This window comes from Qipengyuania flavescens, from assembly GCF_029688735.1.
In the GTDB taxonomy this organism is placed as follows: Bacteria; Pseudomonadota; Alphaproteobacteria; order Sphingomonadales; family Sphingomonadaceae; genus Qipengyuania.
The window spans coordinates 566,727-581,848 of the sequence record NZ_JARULD010000001.1 but is presented as its reverse complement, the minus strand read 5'-3'; the positions used below and the strand labels follow the sequence as shown (position 1 = coordinate 581,848).

The window sequence follows — 15,122 nt, the reverse complement described above, 5'->3', positions numbered from 1 at the left end:
CGAACCGACCGATGACCGACATGGGCAATCCGAACCACCGCACTTTCGATCCTGCCAAGGAAGAAGGAGCCCAGCCGCCGCAGCCGCGTGGTTCCTCACTGCGCGACCGGATTCGTCGAAGCGAACAGGACAGCGGGGCGGCCTCTTCGCTCTCGCGCTCGGGCTATGTCCATAATCCGCAGCCAGTCGAGCAACAGCCGGTCGCCGACGAGCGGCCCTCGATGGTAACACCGGAAGTGCAACAGCCGGTGCCTTTCGAGGAGCCGATCGTGGACCAGCAGGCCGTAGCGCCGCCATCCATTCCCGCTCCCCCGTCGCAGCTTCGCGCCGAGGCGGAAGCTCGCAAGGCGCCGGAACCCGAAGCCGAGGACGAGCAAGCGCCCGATCCGGACGTGCAGAGCGCCAACAACACGATGGACCCCATCGGCGTTGTCCTCGAAATCGCCGGTTCCGGCTCGATGATCGCCGTCGACCTTCAGCGCCTGTCCGAATGCGCGGATGATGCCGATCCCGCAATCGCCATGGCCGGACAGGTCGGCAGCCAGATCAAGATTCGCGTCGGTAGCAGCTGGCTCCTTGCCAGCGTCCGCAACCAGCGGCAGGATCGCAAGGCCGGCAGCATCCTCGCGAATATCGATTTCCTCGGCGAGGGCATCGAAGAAAAGCTCACCGGTCGTCTGCACGGCTTCCGCCGCGGTGTCACCCGTTACCCGGTGCCCGGCGCACTGGTCTATCCCGCCAGTACAGCCGATTTGAAGCAGGTCTACGTCAGCGACGGTCGCAGCGCTGTCACCATCGGTAAGGTCTATCCGACCAAGGATATTCGCGCCGGCATTTACATCGACGCCATGCTCGGCAAGCACTTCGCCCTGCTCGGCTCCACCGGTACGGGGAAATCGACCAGCGCCGCGCTGATCCTCCACCGCATTTGCGAGGCCGCGCCCGAGGGTCATATCGTGATGGTCGACCCGCATGGCGAATACTCGGCCGCGTTCCGCAACACCGGCGTGATCCTCGATGTCTCGAACCTGCAGATGCCCTACTGGATCATGAACTTCGAAGAGCATTGCGAGGTGCTGCTGACCTCGCAGGGCAACGACCGGCAGGTGGATGAGGACATCCTCGCCAAATGCCTGCTCAAGGCGCGCAGCAAAAGCCGCCTGGCCGAGAGCATGGGCAAGATCACCGTCGATTCGCCCATCCCCTACCTCCTGTCCGACCTGTCGAACGCCATCCAGGATGCGATGGGCAAGCTCGACAAGGCGACGACGTCAGCGCCCTACATGCGGATCAAGAACAAGCTGGAAGAGCTGAAGTCGGACCCGCGCTACCAGTTCATGTTCTCCGGCATGCTGGTCGGCGACACGATGTCGGAGTTCATTTGCAAGATCTTCCGCATGCCCTCCAACGGCAAGCCGATCTCGATCATCGACGTTTCGGGCGTGCCCTCGGACATCACCTCGACCGTGGTTGCGGTACTGAGCCGCCTGGTGTTCGACTTTGCCATCTGGGGCCGCGAGGAGCGCACGTCGCCGATCCTGCTGGTCTGCGAAGAAGCCCACCGCTACGTGCCGAGCGAGAAGAATTCCGATGGCAATTCGGTCGGCACCATTCTTAGCCGCATCGCCAAGGAGGGTCGTAAATACGGCATCTCGCTGGGCCTCATTACGCAGCGACCGTCCGACCTCGCCGAAGGCGTGCTGTCGCAGTGCGGCACGATCATCTCGATGCGCCTCAACAACGACCGCGACCAGGATTTCGTCCGCGCCGCCATGCCCGAAGGCGCACGCGGCTTCCTCGATGCAATCCCCGCGCTCCGCAATCGCGAATGCATCATCTGCGGCGAAGGTGTGGCCATCCCGATCCGCGTCAGCTTCGACAATCTCGAGGAATCGAAACGCCCTGCGTCCGAAGACCCGAGTTTCGTCGAACTGTGGAACCAGACCGGCGGCGAGGAAGAGATCGTCGAACGCACGGTCCAGCGCTGGCGCTCGCAGGGTTAAACAGAAACCGAGCCGAAGCAAGGGCGACCGCCCGCCCGTAGCGGGTGCAGCGTGCTGCACGTCTAGCGAGGGCGCAGCCATGGATGTGGCTGCGAAATTCAATTATGTCCCGCGCGTATCGCCGAACAGGTGGATGTGTAGCCGGTCGCTCATCCGGAAGCCGTGTTCGACGCATAGCGGGGCGAGCCACTTTTCGCGGGTCCGCAGCGTTTCGCTGTCGGTGCCTTCGGGCATCAGGAAGACGTGATCCGGCTTGAAGCGGTAGCGATCGCGCAGTGCCAGCACCTCGTCGACATCCGCAGGCTCGGCAATCACGAATTTGAACCACGCGCGCGGGTCGGTCGCGTAGGCGTCCAGCCGTTCGGGTATGAGTGCCAGGTCCGCCGGATTGCCGCTGTGCGCTAGCTTGGGGCTGACGTTGAACTGGTCGATGCGGATGTCGAGCGGAGGCGGGGCCGTTGTCGTGCCGTTGGTCTCGATTTCGACCGAGATGTCCGGCAGCAGGTCGAGCAGCTTCGCCAGCGCCGGGGCCTGCAACAGCGGCTCGCCGCCGGTGATGACGAGGCGCTTCTGACCTAAGGTAGTGATGCGCGCGGCGACTTCGTCCTCGTCCAGCCTGACCTGATTGGCCTTGCGGTCGAATTCGACCCCGTCGCGATGCGGGCGATCATCACCGGTGAAGTGCCAGGTATAGGCCGTATCGCACCATACGCAGGCGAGGTTGCAGCGTGACAGCCGCATGAACGCGACCGGCATTCCCGCGCTCGGCCCTTCGCCCTGAACGGAGGCGAAAATCTCGGGCCCGCCAGTGTCGTCGGTGGCGAGGACTAAAGGCAAGGGGAAATGTCTCTATTACCGATTGTCATGGTGCGCGGCCCTATGACACGAAATCCGACCTTGGGAAATCGGAGAGCCGGACCCCGCGGGTCGGTCAGTGCCACAGCGCCGGGTCGATCGCCAGCAGCTGCTTCAGCTGAGCATAGAGTGCAGGCTCTTCGCTCCGCAGCGCCTTCGGCCGCTCGAAAAAGGTCACGATAGCTTCGGCGAAAAACTCCTGGTGGTTTGTCGCGCCATAGGGGTCGATCAGTGTCCGTTCACCGTTCTCAAGCCGTTCGACGTGATCGTCATAGGCCTCCAGCATCGCTTGCTCCCATTTGGCGTAGCGTTGCCCCTTACGCAGGATCGGGATGCCGTTGACGTGGCCGCTCAGCCCGTCGAGCTGGTGAGCGAATTCGTGGATCACGACATTGTGGCCGTCGCTCGCATCGAGCCCGCCATACAATGCATCGTCCCACGACAGGACCACCGGCCCATGTGCCCAGCTCTCCCCGAGCGTCGCGTGGTGGGTTTCGTGCACGACTGCATCATCGGGCGTGCCGCGCCCGGTAAGGAATGCGGCAGGATAGACGAGTATGTTCCTCAAAGTATCGTACCAGACGGGGCTGTTGACGATCAGGAGGCAGGCCTGGGCAGCGATGGACAGTCGCATTTCCTCGGTCACCTCGACGCCATTGATGCCCCTGAAGGTGACCTGGTTCAGCAGCAGGTTCATCTTGCCTTCCAGCGATGCCCGCAAAGGCTCGGGCAATCGTTTGACCAGCGGTACGAGCCGTTCGACGATTTCCCGCTGCTCGGTGCCCAGCGGTGTCGCCAAAAGTACTTTACGCCTTTGGCGACGCCATACCCAGCGAAACGCTGCCAAGCCTGCGACCAGCAGGAGTGCCCCAGGTACGATCCATGATGTCATGCGTCACAGGTAAGATGCATCCGGAGCCTTGGTAAGAGCGCCCCTATCCCAGCCGTGCGAGAGCGGCGCGCAGGCGGTCGATTTCGGCGGCATGGAAGGCAGCGTCGGCGCGGGCCTTTTCGACCGCTTCGGGCTTGGCGCGCTCGACGAAATTGGGATTGGACAGCCGCCCGTTGAGGCTGCCGAATTCCTTCTGGCTGGCCTCCATCGCCTTGGTGAGGCGGGCCTTTTCCGCCTCGATGTCGATCACACCTTCGAGCGGGATTACGAAGGCATCGTCGCCAGCCGCGATCTGCATCGCCGCCCCGCTGGGTGCCTCGGCGAACTGCACGGGAGTGAGGCGGGCGAGACGCTCGATCGCGGCAGCATTGGCGTCCACGACCGAGCGGGCGAGGGCGCTGGGAGCGGCGCAATACGCCTCCAGCTTCGCGCCCGGGGCGATGCCTAGCTCGTTTTTTGCCGTGCGAGTGGCGGACGTGAGGGCGATCAGCCAGTCGATCTCCGCCTTAGCTTGCGGATCGACGGTCGCCTTCGGATCGGGCCATTTCGCGGTGATGAGCGGATAGTCGGGCCGGTCGCCCTGCTTCGACCACAGCTCTTCGGTGATGAAGGGCATGAAGGGGTGCAGCATGACGAGGATCTGGTCGAGCGCCCAGCCGGCGACGGCCTTGGTCTCCTCGTCGAAGTTCCCCTTGATCAGCTCGATATACCAGTCGCAGAAACGATCCCACACGAAGTGGTAGATCGTGTTCGCCGCCGCATCGAAGCGCAGGTCGGCAAGCGCGGCATCGAGCGCCTGCTTCGTCTCCACCACTTCGCCGATAATCCAGCGATTGACTGCGTGGCTGGCCGCGGGAGCCTCGATCGATGCGCTCGCGCCGATGCCGTTCGACTGGCAGAAACGGGTTGCGTTCCACAGCTTGGTCGCGAAGTTGCGATAACCCTCGACCCGCTTTTCATCCATCTTGATGTCACGGCCCTGGCTTTCCATCGCGGCCATGAAGAAACGCAGCGCGTCGGCCCCGTACTGGTCGATCAGGCCCAGCGGGTCGACGACATTGCCCTTGGACTTGGACATCTTCGCCCCGTCCGCTGCGCGTACCAGGCCGTGGAGATAGAGCTTGGGCCAAGGAGCCTGCCCGGTGTTGAAATACCCCGCCATCATCATGCGCGCATCCCAGAAGAACAGGATGTCGAAGCCGGAGATGAGCAGGTCGTTGGGGTAGTGCTTGTCGACAAGGTCGGTCTTTTCCGGCCAGCCCAGCGTGGCGAAGGGCCAGAGCGCCGAAGAGAACCACGTGTCGAGCACGTCCTCGTCGCGGGTCAGCGTGACGCCGTCGCCTGCTTGCGCCTGCGCTTCGGCCTCGGTCATGGCGACATGGGCCTTGCCGTCCGCATCGTACCACGCCGGGATCCGGTGTCCCCACCATAGCTGGCGGCTGACACACCACGGCTGGATGTTCTCCATCCAGTTGAAGAATGTCTTCTCCCAGCTCTTCGGGACGATCTCGATCTCGCCGTTTTTCACCGCTTCGATCGGCTTCTTCGCCAACGCTTCGGCGTCGACATACCACTGGTCGGTCAGCCAGGGTTCGATGACAACGCCGCCGCGGTCGCCGAAGGGGGTTGCGATGGTGCGCGGTTCGGCATCGAGTTCGACCTCCTCGCCATCCTTAGTCTTGGCGATGTGCGGGATGAGGTGGCCGCTTTCCTTCAGGCGCTTGACCACCAGCTCGCGCGCGCCATCGCCTTCGCCGACGATCTTCTCGCGGCGGAAGCGGTGCAGGCCGAGAAATTCCTCCGGCACCAGCCCGTCCGCAGTCTGGCAGACGTTGGCCTCCGCATCGAGCATGTTGAGCATCTCGGCGGGCTGGAACCCGGCGCGCTTGCCCACGTCGAAATCGTTGAAGTCGTGACCCGGCGTGATCTTTACCGCGCCCGAACCGAGTTCGGGATCGGCATGCTCGTCCGCCACGATCGGCACGCGGCGACCGGTGATCGGTAGCACGACATGCTTGCCGACGACGCTCCGGTACCGTTCGTCATCGGGGTGAACCGCCACGGCCATATCGGCGAGCATGGTTTCGGGGCGGGTGGTCGCGACCTCTATGTAGTCCCGCCCGTCGTCGAGCGTGACGCCATCTTCGAGCGGATATTTGAAATGCCAGAAGTGGCCCTTCACATCGGTCGTCTCGACCTCGAGATCCGAGATCGCGGTCTTGAGCTTGGGGTCCCAGTTCACCAGCCGCTTGTCGCGATAGATCAGATCCTTGTTGTAGAGATCGACGAACACCTTGAGCACGGCATTCGAGAAATGCTCGTCCATGGTGAACTGCTCTCTGGACCAATCCATCGAGCAGCCGAGGCGGCGTAGCTGGCGGGTGATCGTGCCGCCGCTTTCTTCTTTCCATTCCCACACCTTGGCAATGAAATCCTCGCGTGAGTAATTCGTGCGCTTGTCCTGCTGCGCCTCCAGCTGGCGTTCCACCACCATTTGCGTCGCGATACCGGCATGGTCCGTGCCGACCACCCACAGCGCGTCCTTGCCGCGCAGCCGCTCGTAACGGATCATCACGTCCTGCAGCGTATTGTCGAGCGCGTGGCCGATGTGCAGGCTGCCCGTGACGTTCGGCGGCGGGTTGACGATCGTATAGGGTTCGGCGTCGGTCCGCCCGGGCCGGAACAGGCCGTTTTCCTCCCAATGCGCGTACCAGCGCGCCTCGATATCTGCCGGGTCGAAAGTCTTGGGTAGCTCGGTGGTCATTGTCTTTGTTCGCTCGCGCTTACAGGCGGCACCGGCCCGCTCCCCCTTCCGGCCACCCATGGCATGATCCTTTGGGGTGGCCGGGAGGGGGAGCGGGCCGGTGCCGGTAAATCAGATAGGATTCCATGCCAGCGCCCATGCTGCGATGCAACGCCGCAGGTGATGCGTCGGCATAGCCGCTTGTTTCGCACGGCAATTCCCCGCATAGGGCGCAGCAATGGGTGGTTTCGCCGAATACGAGCTGGTCGAGGGGGACGACGGGGGGCAGGTGCTCGCCCTGTCCGGTCCCTATCTGGTATCGACCATCGGCTCGGTCGACGAGGAACTGCGCCATCTGGACGGTCCGATTGCGAGGGTCGATCTCTCCGAAATAAGTGAAATCGATACGGTTGGCGCCTGGGTTGCCAGCACCATTGCGAGCGACCACGATGCAGCAGTCACCGGGGCGAGCAATCGCGCCACTCGGCTTATCGATGCGTTGAAGGGCTCACGTGGCGAAGAAGAAGTCTCCGCCCCGCGCCTGCCGGTCTGGGAGCGCGTTCCGGAGGCCCTCGGCAACAAGGTGTTTGCTGCGCGCGACGGCGTTTTCGGCGTGCTCGGCTTCCTCGGCGCGCTGATCGCCGCCTTCGGCAACCTCATCCGCCATCCGCGCCGCTTTCGCTGGCTGGCGCTGGTCCGCCAGCTGGAACTGGTCGGCGTCAGCGCACTGCCGATCGTGGGGCTTATGAGCTTCCTCATCGGCATCGTCATCGCTCAACAGGGTGCCGTGCAGCTGGCGCAGTTCGGTGCCGAAACGCTGACCATAAACCTCGTCGGGCGCATCACCCTGCGCGAACTGGGCGTGTTGATGACCGCGATCATGGTCGCTGGTCGCTCCGGCTCGGCCTTCGCCGCGCAGCTCGGCACGATGAAGCTGACCGAAGAGATCGACGCGATGCGCACCATCGGTATCTCGCCGATGGAGGCATTGGTAATCCCCCGCATCCTGGCTGCCATCCTGATGATGCCACTGCTCGGCTTCTATGCCGCCCTGGTCGCCATCGTCGGCGGTGCAGTGATCGGCGACGTCATGCTCGGCATCCCCTTTTACACCTTCCTTGCGCGCATTCAGGACGTGGTACCGATCTACGATTTGTGGGTCGGGCTGGTGAAGGCACCGGTTTTCGGTCTGATCGTGGCGCTGGCAGGCTGCTATCACGGCATGCAGGTCAAGGGTAATTCGGAAGAGGTCGGACGGCGCACGACCATGGCCGTTGTCTCCGCGATATTTGCCGTCATCGTCATCGACGCCTTCTTCGCGGTGTTCTTCACCGAGATCGGGTGGGGCTGATGGCGCAGGACGACGACGGCAGGACCCTCGGGCGGCACGAACGCTATCGCGGCGAGCACCCGATCGTGGTGGAGGGGTTGGTCAATCGCTTCGGCTCGCAGACCGTGCACGAGAACCTCGACCTCAAGGTGCGGCGGGGCGAAATCCTCGGCGTGGTCGGCGGTTCGGGCACCGGCAAGAGCGTACTGATGCGCTCCATCATCGGGCTGCAGCGCCCGACCGAAGGCGAGGTGAAGGTTTTCGGCAAATCGATGACCGAAGGCGATCCCGATGCAGAGATCGGCGTGCGCAACCGTTGGGGCGTGCTGTTCCAGGGCGGGGCGCTGTTTTCCACGCTGACCGTTGGCGAGAATGTGCAGGTGCCGCTGAAGCAGTTCTTCCCGGACATCTCGCCGGAGCTGCTCGACGAGATCGCGCGGTTCAAGACCGTGCTGTCCGGCCTTCCGGAAGAAGCCGCGGGCAAGTTCCCCAGCGAACTGTCGGGCGGGATGAAGAAGCGCGCCGGCCTTGCCCGTGCGCTCGCGCTCGACCCCGAACTGTTGTTTCTCGACGAACCGACTGCGGGCCTCGACCCGATCGGCGCAGCGGCCTTCGACCGCCTGACGCGCGAGTTGAAGGAAACGCTCGGCCTCACTGTGTTCCTGATCACCCACGATCTCGATACGCTGCACGAAATCTGCGACCGCGTGGCCGTGCTGGCCGACAAGAAAGTGATCGCCGTCGATACGGTTCCGAACCTGATGCAGCTCGATCACCCGTGGATCCAGGAATATTTCAACGGCCCGCGCGGACGGGCCGCGCTCACCGCGCAGGCGCTCGACGAATTGCGGCAGCACATGGACAATCCCATCGCCGCCCACGCGGTCAAAGCGTTGGACAATAAGTATGATAGCAAGGCATAGAGACTGACGGATGGAAACGCGGGCAAATCATATCTGGGTGGGGGCGGTTACCTTGCTGATCCTCGGTGCCCTTGCGCTGTTCATCGTCTGGCTCGCGCGGCTCGGCGGCGGGGACCAGAACGAATACGACATCTTCTTCAAGCAGTCGGTGGCGGGCCTCGCCAACGGCAGCTCGGTCGATTTCGCGGGCGTGCCCGTCGGTCAGGTCAATCAGATCGAGCTGTGGGACAAGGATCCCGAATTCGTGCGCGTCCGTATCAAGGTGCGCGAGGAAGTGCCGATCCTGGTCGGCACCACTGCGACGATCCAGGGCAGCTTCACCGGCGTCTCCACCATCACACTCGACGGGGCACGCACCGGCGCTCCGCCGATCTCCTGCGAGACCACCGCCTGCACCGAAGGCGTGCCGATCATCCCGCCGACCTCCGGGGGCGGGATCGGTGCCGTCCTCGCCAGCGCGCCGCTGCTGCTCGAGCGGTTGGCCACGCTGACCGAGCGGCTGACACTGCTGCTGTCGGACGAGAACCAGAATTCGCTGCAGGGCATCCTGCGCAATACCGAGCGCATGAGCGGCGATCTTGCCGCTGCTACGCCGCAAATAGAGCGCGTGCTGTCCGAATTGCAGGTGACGTTGCGCGAATCCAGCGAAGCGCTGGACGCGTTCGAGAAGGTTACACAATCGACCGACCGGCTGATCAACCAGGAAGGCTCGCAGCTCGCCGAGCAGCTACGCGGGACGCTGAATTCCGCCAGCGGCGCGGCCAAGGCACTGGAGCAGACGCTCGCCGATGCGCGGCCGGCGACCAAGCAGTTGACCGAGAGCACGCTGCCGGCTGCCGAAGCAACGCTGCGCGATCTGCGCGCCACCAGCAAGGCGCTGCGCGACGTGACCGAGAAGATCGACGAAAAGGGCGCAGGTGCCCTGCTAAGCTCGCAACCGCTGCCCGATTACGAACCGTGAGGCGCATGATGACGACCCGTTTTCTTCGACCGGCCGCATTGGCCCCGATCGCCTTGCTCGCGGGCTGCATCAGCTTCGGCGGCGAGACGCCCGATAATCTGCTGACGCTGACTCCGACCGCTTCGGCGCCGGTGGGCGCGGGCGGTTCCGCCAATGCCGGAACTGCGCTGGTTCTCTCCGAGTTCGAAGCGCCCGCCGCGCTCGATGTGACGCGTGTGCCGGTCCAGATCGATCCGACCAAGCTCGCCTATCTCCAGGAAGCGACCTGGGTCGAAAAGCCCGCGCGCCTCCTGCGTCGCCTGATTGCCGAAACCATCCGCACCCGCTCGGGCCGCGTCGTCATCGACGGCGACGATCCCGGCGTGCTGGCCGAAAATCGGCTCACGGGAACGCTGCGCCAGTTCGGTTACGACGTGCCGTCGTCCAGCGTGGTGCTGGTGTTCGACGCGGTGAAGCCGGGTGAGGGTAGTGCGATCGAAACGCGTCGCTTCGAAGCGCGCATTCCCGGCATCGCCGCCGACCGTGAAAGCGTCGGCCCGGCGCTCAACCGGGCGGCCAACGACGTCGCGGTGCAAATCGCCGACTGGGTCGGCTGAGGCGTCAGCTTTTGGCCAGCAGCATGAAGGTGTGAGCGGCGGAGAACTCGTCGCCCTTTTTCCGGCGGCGCTCCTCGGCCTCTTCCTCGCGGCCCCACTGGTCCGCCTGCCATTCTTCCTCGAGATTGGCGTCGCGCCATAGCAGCATCGGATCGTTCACGGCCTCGTCGTCCGCCAGCAGGGCGATGGCGAGCGATGCGCTGAGCGATGCGAGGGCGGTCATGCCCGCCAGCGCGAAATCGTCCAGCTGTTCGAGATGGGCCTTCAGCGTCGCAATCGTTTCCGGCGGCTGGGGTTTGGGTATAACGCCGCTGATCCGCTGGAAAGAAACGCCGTGCTTGTCTTCGAGGCGGCATAGCAGCGGCTCCCAGTCCTCCTGCTGCCGGCGATAGAGCGGCTCGTCCGGGTCGGCGCGATAGCACAGCGTATCGGTTTCCGCGAAGGCCAGCAGCTTGGCGATCGTCTCGTCCCGATGCTGTCCGACGATGTCGATGGCGAAATCGGCGTGGTCGCGAAACAGGAATTTGCGAGGGTCGATCTTCTCGCCCTGTTCGGCCCATTCCGCCGCAAGGGCAGAGCCAAGTGTTTCGGTCGGCACGACCTGCGGCCGGCCCATCTGCGTCTTGATCGGCCTGCCGTCGAGCAGCACGCGATGGCCGCCCTCGGTCGGCTCGACGCTCACATCCTTGTAGAAGCGCTTCATTTGTCGCGCGTGCTCCAGCGCTTGGCGAGCTGGGTGGGGATTACGAAGAATTCCACCAGCCCCAGCACCAGCAGCGCGATACCCAGCGCATAGGGCAGCGCGATCGCTTCGGCGACGATCAGCGCGCCGACGACGACCATCGCAGCCCCCGACAGGCGCGCGAGTTGCAACAGCCAGAAACGGCTCGCGGCGGGATCGGGCTCAGCCACGGATCATGTCCTCCAGTTCTTCCATCGTTTCGGCCACCGCGCTGGCGCCGGTCTGCAGCAGCTCGCGCGGTTCGTGATAGCCCCAGGCGACACCGATGGCGCGCATATCGGCCGCACGGGCCATCTCCATGTCGAAGCTGGTATCGCCGATCATCACCGCGCCCTGCGGTTCGATGCCGACCTCGGCCAGCGCCGCCGCCAGCATCGCCGGATTGGGTTTCGACGGATAGCGGTCCGCCCCGTGCAGGGTCACGAACAGGTCCTTGATGCCGTGCGTTTCGAGGCAGGAATGGAGTCCGCGATCGCTCTTGCCGGTCGCTACACCGAGCATCCACCCATCGGCGGAGAGCCTTTCGAGCAATTCGCGCATCCCGTCGAAGAGCGGTTCGTGCAGTTTGCCAGACAGGCGGATGTCGCGAAAGATCCGCTTGTAGGCCTCGACCACCTGCAGCCGGTCGACCTCGCGGCCGTCCATCATCAACTGGCGCACGGCGAGGGGCAGGCTCAGGCCGACTGTCCGGCGGATCGCATTGCGCTCGGGCGGCGGCGCGCCGATGGCGCCGAAGGCGCGCTCCATCGTCTCGCAGACTGCGGCCTGGCCATCGACCAGCGTGCCGTCGCAATCGAAGATGGCGAGGCGGTTCACGCCGCCGCTTCCCGCATCCAGCCGGCGAGCGCAGGATTGCCCGCAGATGCCACACCCGCCGCGATCCGCTCACGCTCTTCGGGGCTGCTTTTCTGCGAAAGCTTTACCGTCGAGCGGATGGCGGTAACCGTCATTTCGAAACCGACGATGCCCTTGAGCTGCGCAGTCCAGACGCGCTCGCTGGTTTCGGCTGCGCTCCAGCCATCTCCGGCAAGCTTGCCTTCATGCCTTGCGATCATCCCGTGCAGCAACTCTTCCAGCCCCGCTTCGTCGAGCATCGACACACGGCCTTCGAGTTCGAGCGCGACGTAGTTCCACGTCGGGACGGTGTCGCGGTTCGCATACCAGCGCGGCGAGATGTAGCCGTCGGGACCATCGATCACGATCAGCGCCTGCGTCCCGTCGAGCTCCGGAGCGAGTAGGTTTCGCTTAGCGAGATGAAAGCGAATGCCGCCATCAGGGCCGATCGCGATAGGTGTATGAGCCACCCGGGGGCCGTCCGCGGTCTGCGCGAAGACGGTCCCGAAGCCGACCTCGTCGAGAAGCCGCGCAAGCAGCGCTTCGTCGTCGGCTCTGAACACCGGGTTGGGGTGCATCAGCGCTTGCCCTTCGGCTTCGCCGGCTTCCCGCCAGATCCACCCCGCGCGCGCCGGGGTCCGCGCTGGGACTTGCGGTAGTTTTTCGCGTGCTGGCGGGCTTGCTGCTTCTTTTCCTCGCGGCTCTTGGGCGGCGGATCGTCGCGCATGGGCGTCGCATCGCTGATGTTCGGATCGAAGCCGAGCTGCTCCATGCTCGCCGCGAAATGCTCGGGCAGGTCGGCGGTCGTGTCGAGCTTGCCGCCATCGGGGCTATCGATGATCAGCCGGCGCGCATGCAGGTGCATCTTGCGGCTGATCGAGCCGGTGAGGAAGGCATCCTTGCCGCCGTATTTCCCGTCGCCGACGATCGGGTTGCCCATTGCCGCGCAGTGCACGCGCAGCTGGTGGGTGCGCCCGGTCAGCGGCTGGAGTTCGAGCCACGCGGCCTTCTTGCCCGCGCTGTCGACCACCCGGTACTTGGTCTTGGCCGACTGCCCGCCCTCGTGATCTACATGCATCTTCTCGCCGCCGGAGCCCGGCTGCTTGGCGAGCGGTGCCTCGATCACGCCTTCGCGGATTTCGGGCACGCCGACCACCAGCGCCCAGTAGATCTTCTTGGCGCTACGCCCGGAGAAGCGCTTGGAGAAGTACGATGCGCTGCCCGGTGTCTTTGCCACCAGCAGTACGCCCGACGTATCCTTGTCGAGCCGGTGGACGAGGCGCGGGCGCACGTCCTCCTCGCCCGGCGCGAAAGCGTCGAGCAGGCCGTCGACATGATGCGTCGTCCCGGTGCCGCCCTGCGTGGCAAGACCGGGCGGCTTGTTCAGCACGATCGCACTCTTGGTCTGCTTGACGACCATGTCGTGCGCCTGGCTGATCTCGTCCTCGGTGAGCGGGCGCTTGGCTTTCGGCTTCTTGTGCGGCGCATCGCCGCCCGGCGGCACGCGGATCTGCTGGCCGGCGGCGATCCGGTCGTCGGGCTTGGCGCGCTTGCCGTCGACGCGGATCTGACCGGTGCGCGCCCATTTGCTGACCGTGCCGAAGCCGACCTGCGGCAGATGCCGCTTGAACCAGCGGTCGAGGCGGACGCCGTCATCGTCCTGCTCGACAGTAAAGGTACGGACTTCGTCGGCGGTTTTCATGCGAAGCTCCGCATCAGGGTGAGGCCGACCATCAGCGCGCTGATACCCAGCGCGAAGCTGAGGATGGCGTAAAGGGCGGCGAAGAGAAACTGCCCGCGTTCGATCAGCAGGACCATCTCCAGGCTGAAGGCGCTGAAAGTGGTGAAGCCGCCCAGCAGGCCGACGCCCAACAGCAAGCGCACCTGCTCGCCGTCGCCGCTGCTGCGAACGGCCAGCCATCCTGCGAGCAGCCCCATGGCGAGGCTGCCGACGGCATTGGCGGCAAGCGTCGCCCAAGGGAACAGCGAAACTATTTGCGGCCCCAGCCACCACGTCATGCCGCGCCCCAGCTGGTAGCGCAGCACCGCACCGATCGCGCCGCCGAGAGCGACGTTGAGGCTGGCAAGGACAGGGGAGTAGGTGGACATTGCTGCAAGCGCCCCTAGCGCCTCGCGCGGGAAACGGGAAGCGCGCAGTCAGCGCTTGCCTTTTACCGCTCGAATCCGTATGTGCGCCCCGGTTCGAGCCGATCCGGAACGGATTCGGCGCGTTTTTCGTTTATCCAACGAAGCACTATTCAAGGAGGCATACCCCGCCGCGAGCGGGCTCTGGCCCGCTAGTCGAGGTATTGAAGTTTATGCAGATCATGGTTCGCGATAACAATGTCGACCAGGCCCTCCGCGCGCTCAAGAAGAAGCTGCAGCGGGAAGGCGTCTATCGCGAAATGAAGCTGCGCCGCCACTATGAAAAGCCGAGCGAAAAGCGTGCCCGCGAAAAGGCTGCTGCCGTTCGCCGCGCCCGCAAGCTCGAGCGCAAGCGGATGGAGCGTGACGGGGTCAAGTAATCCCGGCTTGCGACACCAAACAAGCTAAGCCATGAGGGCGCGGAGAAATCCGCGCCCTTTGCGTATTACAGGCGAATTTGCATGACCGAGATTACCCGCGTTCCCCTCCAGCCCATTTCCAAGGGCTCGCTCACCAAGCTGTGGATCGGCGTGATCGTCGCCGTGCTGCTCGGCGCAGGGCTTGCCTGGGCCGCCGTGCCCAAAGGCGTTTCGGTCGAGACTGTCGCCGAGGGTACGGGCGAATCGCCACAGGTCGGCGACGTGGTGTTCGTGAACTATGTCGGCAAGCTCACCGACGGGACCGAATTCGACCGTTCGCAGCCGCTGCCGATCCCGCCGGGCCTGTTCCCGGACGGCAATCCCCTGCTGCTGCAGGAAGGCGCGATCATCGATGGTTTCATCGAAGGGCTGACGCAGATGAAGAAGGGCGGCGAATATGTCCTCACCATCCCCGCAGACCAGGCCTATGGCGCCGAACCGCCGCCGGGCTCGCCGATCCCCGCCAATGCCGATCTCGTGTTCGAGGTCGAGGTGGTGGACTTCATGAGCGAGGAAGATTTCCAGGCGCGTGCCGCCGCCATGCAGCAGATGATGCAGCAACAGCAGCAGCAGGGCGAGGCCGGCGCAGCGCCTCCGGCCGAATAGGCCGGGTCGCGCGAATTCTTGAAGCTGCGGAGCGGCGCTGCTAGCTGCCCTTTGCAACCGGTCAACACCAGGA

General features: G+C 64.5%; 16 protein-coding genes. 7 read left to right on the top strand and 9 right to left on the bottom strand.

The window, feature by feature from the left end:
- The first annotated feature begins 11 nt into the window (after positions 1-11).
- Positions 12-2,003 (top strand): ATP-binding protein, encoded by a 1,992-nt coding sequence (locus tag P8R33_RS02880; protein WP_278327483.1) that lies wholly within the window; start codon positions 12-14, stop codon positions 2,001-2,003.
- Between the two features lie 102 nt (positions 2,004-2,105).
- On the opposite strand, the gene P8R33_RS02875 is transcribed toward P8R33_RS02880, so the two are convergent.
- From P8R33_RS02875 to P8R33_RS02865, 3 genes are all read right to left on the bottom strand, one after another.
- Positions 2,106-2,840 carry a 7-carboxy-7-deazaguanine synthase QueE gene (locus P8R33_RS02875; RefSeq protein WP_278327482.1) on the bottom strand — a complete coding sequence of 245 codons (735 nt, stop codon included), beginning with the start codon at positions 2,838-2,840 and terminating at the stop codon, positions 2,106-2,108.
- Positions 2,841-2,934: 94 nt separating this feature from the next.
- The gene (locus P8R33_RS02870; protein WP_278327481.1) at positions 2,935-3,750 is read right to left on the bottom strand and encodes a M90 family metallopeptidase; all 816 of its coding nucleotides are present in this window, start codon (positions 3,748-3,750) and stop codon (positions 2,935-2,937) included.
- Positions 3,751-3,793: 43 nt separating this feature from the next.
- The gene (locus P8R33_RS02865) at positions 3,794-6,514 is read right to left on the bottom strand and encodes a valine--tRNA ligase (RefSeq protein ID WP_278327480.1); all 2,721 of its coding nucleotides are present in this window, start codon (positions 6,512-6,514) and stop codon (positions 3,794-3,796) included.
- A 217-nt stretch (positions 6,515-6,731) separates the two neighbouring features.
- On the opposite strand from P8R33_RS02865, the gene P8R33_RS02860 reads away from it, so the two are divergent.
- The 4 genes from P8R33_RS02860 to P8R33_RS02845 are packed head-to-tail and all read left to right on the top strand — an operon-like array spanning position 6,732 to position 10,303.
- Positions 6,732-7,844 carry an ABC transporter permease gene (locus P8R33_RS02860; RefSeq protein WP_278327479.1) on the top strand — a complete coding sequence of 371 codons (1,113 nt, stop codon included), beginning with the start codon at positions 6,732-6,734 and terminating at the stop codon, positions 7,842-7,844.
- Positions 7,844-8,746, top strand: a complete 903-nt coding sequence (locus P8R33_RS02855) for an ABC transporter ATP-binding protein (RefSeq protein ID WP_278327478.1) — start codon at positions 7,844-7,846, stop codon at positions 8,744-8,746. The genes P8R33_RS02860 and P8R33_RS02855 overlap by 1 nt, the downstream gene beginning before the upstream one ends.
- 10 nt (positions 8,747-8,756) lie before the next feature.
- Positions 8,757-9,707, top strand: coding sequence for an MlaD family protein (locus tag P8R33_RS02850; RefSeq protein WP_278327477.1), 951 nt, complete (start codon positions 8,757-8,759; stop codon positions 9,705-9,707).
- A gap of 5 nt (positions 9,708-9,712) precedes the next feature.
- The gene (locus P8R33_RS02845; protein ID WP_278327476.1) at positions 9,713-10,303 is read left to right on the top strand and encodes an ABC-type transport auxiliary lipoprotein family protein; all 591 of its coding nucleotides are present in this window, start codon (positions 9,713-9,715) and stop codon (positions 10,301-10,303) included.
- 4 nt (positions 10,304-10,307) lie between these two features.
- Here the strand turns inward: P8R33_RS02845 and P8R33_RS02840 are convergent, their stop codons facing one another.
- Genes P8R33_RS02840 through crcB form a run of 6 tightly spaced genes read right to left on the bottom strand, consistent with a single transcriptional unit; the run spans position 10,308 to position 13,988 of the window.
- Complete coding sequence (locus P8R33_RS02840; RefSeq protein WP_278327475.1) at positions 10,308-11,006, bottom strand: ATP12 family chaperone protein; 699 nt, start codon at positions 11,004-11,006, stop codon at positions 10,308-10,310.
- Positions 11,003-11,215 carry a hypothetical protein gene (locus tag P8R33_RS02835; protein WP_278327474.1) on the bottom strand — a complete coding sequence of 71 codons (213 nt, stop codon included), beginning with the start codon at positions 11,213-11,215 and terminating at the stop codon, positions 11,003-11,005. Before P8R33_RS02835 ends, P8R33_RS02840 begins: the two co-directional genes overlap by 4 nt.
- Positions 11,208-11,861 (bottom strand): HAD-IA family hydrolase, encoded by a 654-nt coding sequence (locus tag P8R33_RS02830; RefSeq protein ID WP_278327473.1) that lies wholly within the window; start codon positions 11,859-11,861, stop codon positions 11,208-11,210. Before P8R33_RS02830 ends, P8R33_RS02835 begins: the two co-directional genes overlap by 8 nt.
- Positions 11,858-12,457 carry an FMN-binding negative transcriptional regulator gene (locus P8R33_RS02825; protein WP_278327472.1) on the bottom strand — a complete coding sequence of 200 codons (600 nt, stop codon included), beginning with the start codon at positions 12,455-12,457 and terminating at the stop codon, positions 11,858-11,860. The genes P8R33_RS02830 and P8R33_RS02825 overlap by 4 nt, the downstream gene beginning before the upstream one ends.
- A complete protein-coding gene (locus tag P8R33_RS02820; protein WP_278327471.1) occupies positions 12,457-13,581 on the bottom strand; it encodes an RluA family pseudouridine synthase in 1,125 nt (374 codons plus the stop codon). Before P8R33_RS02820 ends, P8R33_RS02825 begins: the two co-directional genes overlap by 1 nt.
- A complete protein-coding gene (gene crcB, locus P8R33_RS02815) occupies positions 13,578-13,988 on the bottom strand; it encodes a fluoride efflux transporter CrcB (protein WP_278327470.1) in 411 nt (136 codons plus the stop codon). The genes P8R33_RS02820 and crcB overlap by 4 nt, the downstream gene beginning before the upstream one ends.
- A 209-nt stretch (positions 13,989-14,197) precedes the next feature.
- On the opposite strand from crcB, the gene rpsU reads away from it, so the two are divergent.
- Together rpsU and P8R33_RS02805 are read left to right on the top strand one after the other, a co-directional pair.
- Positions 14,198-14,404, top strand: a complete 207-nt coding sequence (gene rpsU / locus P8R33_RS02810) for a 30S ribosomal protein S21 (protein WP_007011585.1) — start codon at positions 14,198-14,200, stop codon at positions 14,402-14,404.
- 81 nt (positions 14,405-14,485) lie between these two features.
- Positions 14,486-15,049 carry an FKBP-type peptidyl-prolyl cis-trans isomerase gene (locus P8R33_RS02805; protein WP_278327469.1) on the top strand — a complete coding sequence of 188 codons (564 nt, stop codon included), beginning with the start codon at positions 14,486-14,488 and terminating at the stop codon, positions 15,047-15,049.
- Positions 15,050-15,122: the final 73 nt, after the last annotated feature.

Coding starts and splice junctions, on each gene's coding strand:
- P8R33_RS02880 (WP_278327483.1), top strand. CDS start 12: ATGACCGACATGGGCAATCCGAACCACCGCACTTTCGATCCTGCCAAG.
- P8R33_RS02870 (WP_278327481.1), bottom strand. CDS start 3,750: ATGACATCATGGATCGTACCTGGGGCACTCCTGCTGGTCGCAGGCTTG.
- P8R33_RS02865 (WP_278327480.1), bottom strand. CDS start 6,514: ATGACCACCGAGCTACCCAAGACTTTCGACCCGGCAGATATCGAGGCG.
- P8R33_RS02860 (WP_278327479.1), top strand. CDS start 6,732: ATGGGTGGTTTCGCCGAATACGAGCTGGTCGAGGGGGACGACGGGGGG.
- P8R33_RS02855 (WP_278327478.1), top strand. CDS start 7,844: ATGGCGCAGGACGACGACGGCAGGACCCTCGGGCGGCACGAACGCTAT.
- P8R33_RS02850 (WP_278327477.1), top strand. CDS start 8,757: ATGGAAACGCGGGCAAATCATATCTGGGTGGGGGCGGTTACCTTGCTG.
- P8R33_RS02845 (WP_278327476.1), top strand. CDS start 9,713: ATGATGACGACCCGTTTTCTTCGACCGGCCGCATTGGCCCCGATCGCC.
- P8R33_RS02840 (WP_278327475.1), bottom strand. CDS start 11,006: ATGAAGCGCTTCTACAAGGATGTGAGCGTCGAGCCGACCGAGGGCGGC.
- P8R33_RS02825 (WP_278327472.1), bottom strand. CDS start 12,457: ATGCACCCCAACCCGGTGTTCAGAGCCGACGACGAAGCGCTGCTTGCG.
- P8R33_RS02820 (WP_278327471.1), bottom strand. CDS start 13,581: ATGAAAACCGCCGACGAAGTCCGTACCTTTACTGTCGAGCAGGACGAT.
- crcB (WP_278327470.1), bottom strand. CDS start 13,988: ATGTCCACCTACTCCCCTGTCCTTGCCAGCCTCAACGTCGCTCTCGGC.
- rpsU (WP_007011585.1), top strand. CDS start 14,198: ATGCAGATCATGGTTCGCGATAACAATGTCGACCAGGCCCTCCGCGCG.
- P8R33_RS02805 (WP_278327469.1), top strand. CDS start 14,486: ATGACCGAGATTACCCGCGTTCCCCTCCAGCCCATTTCCAAGGGCTCG.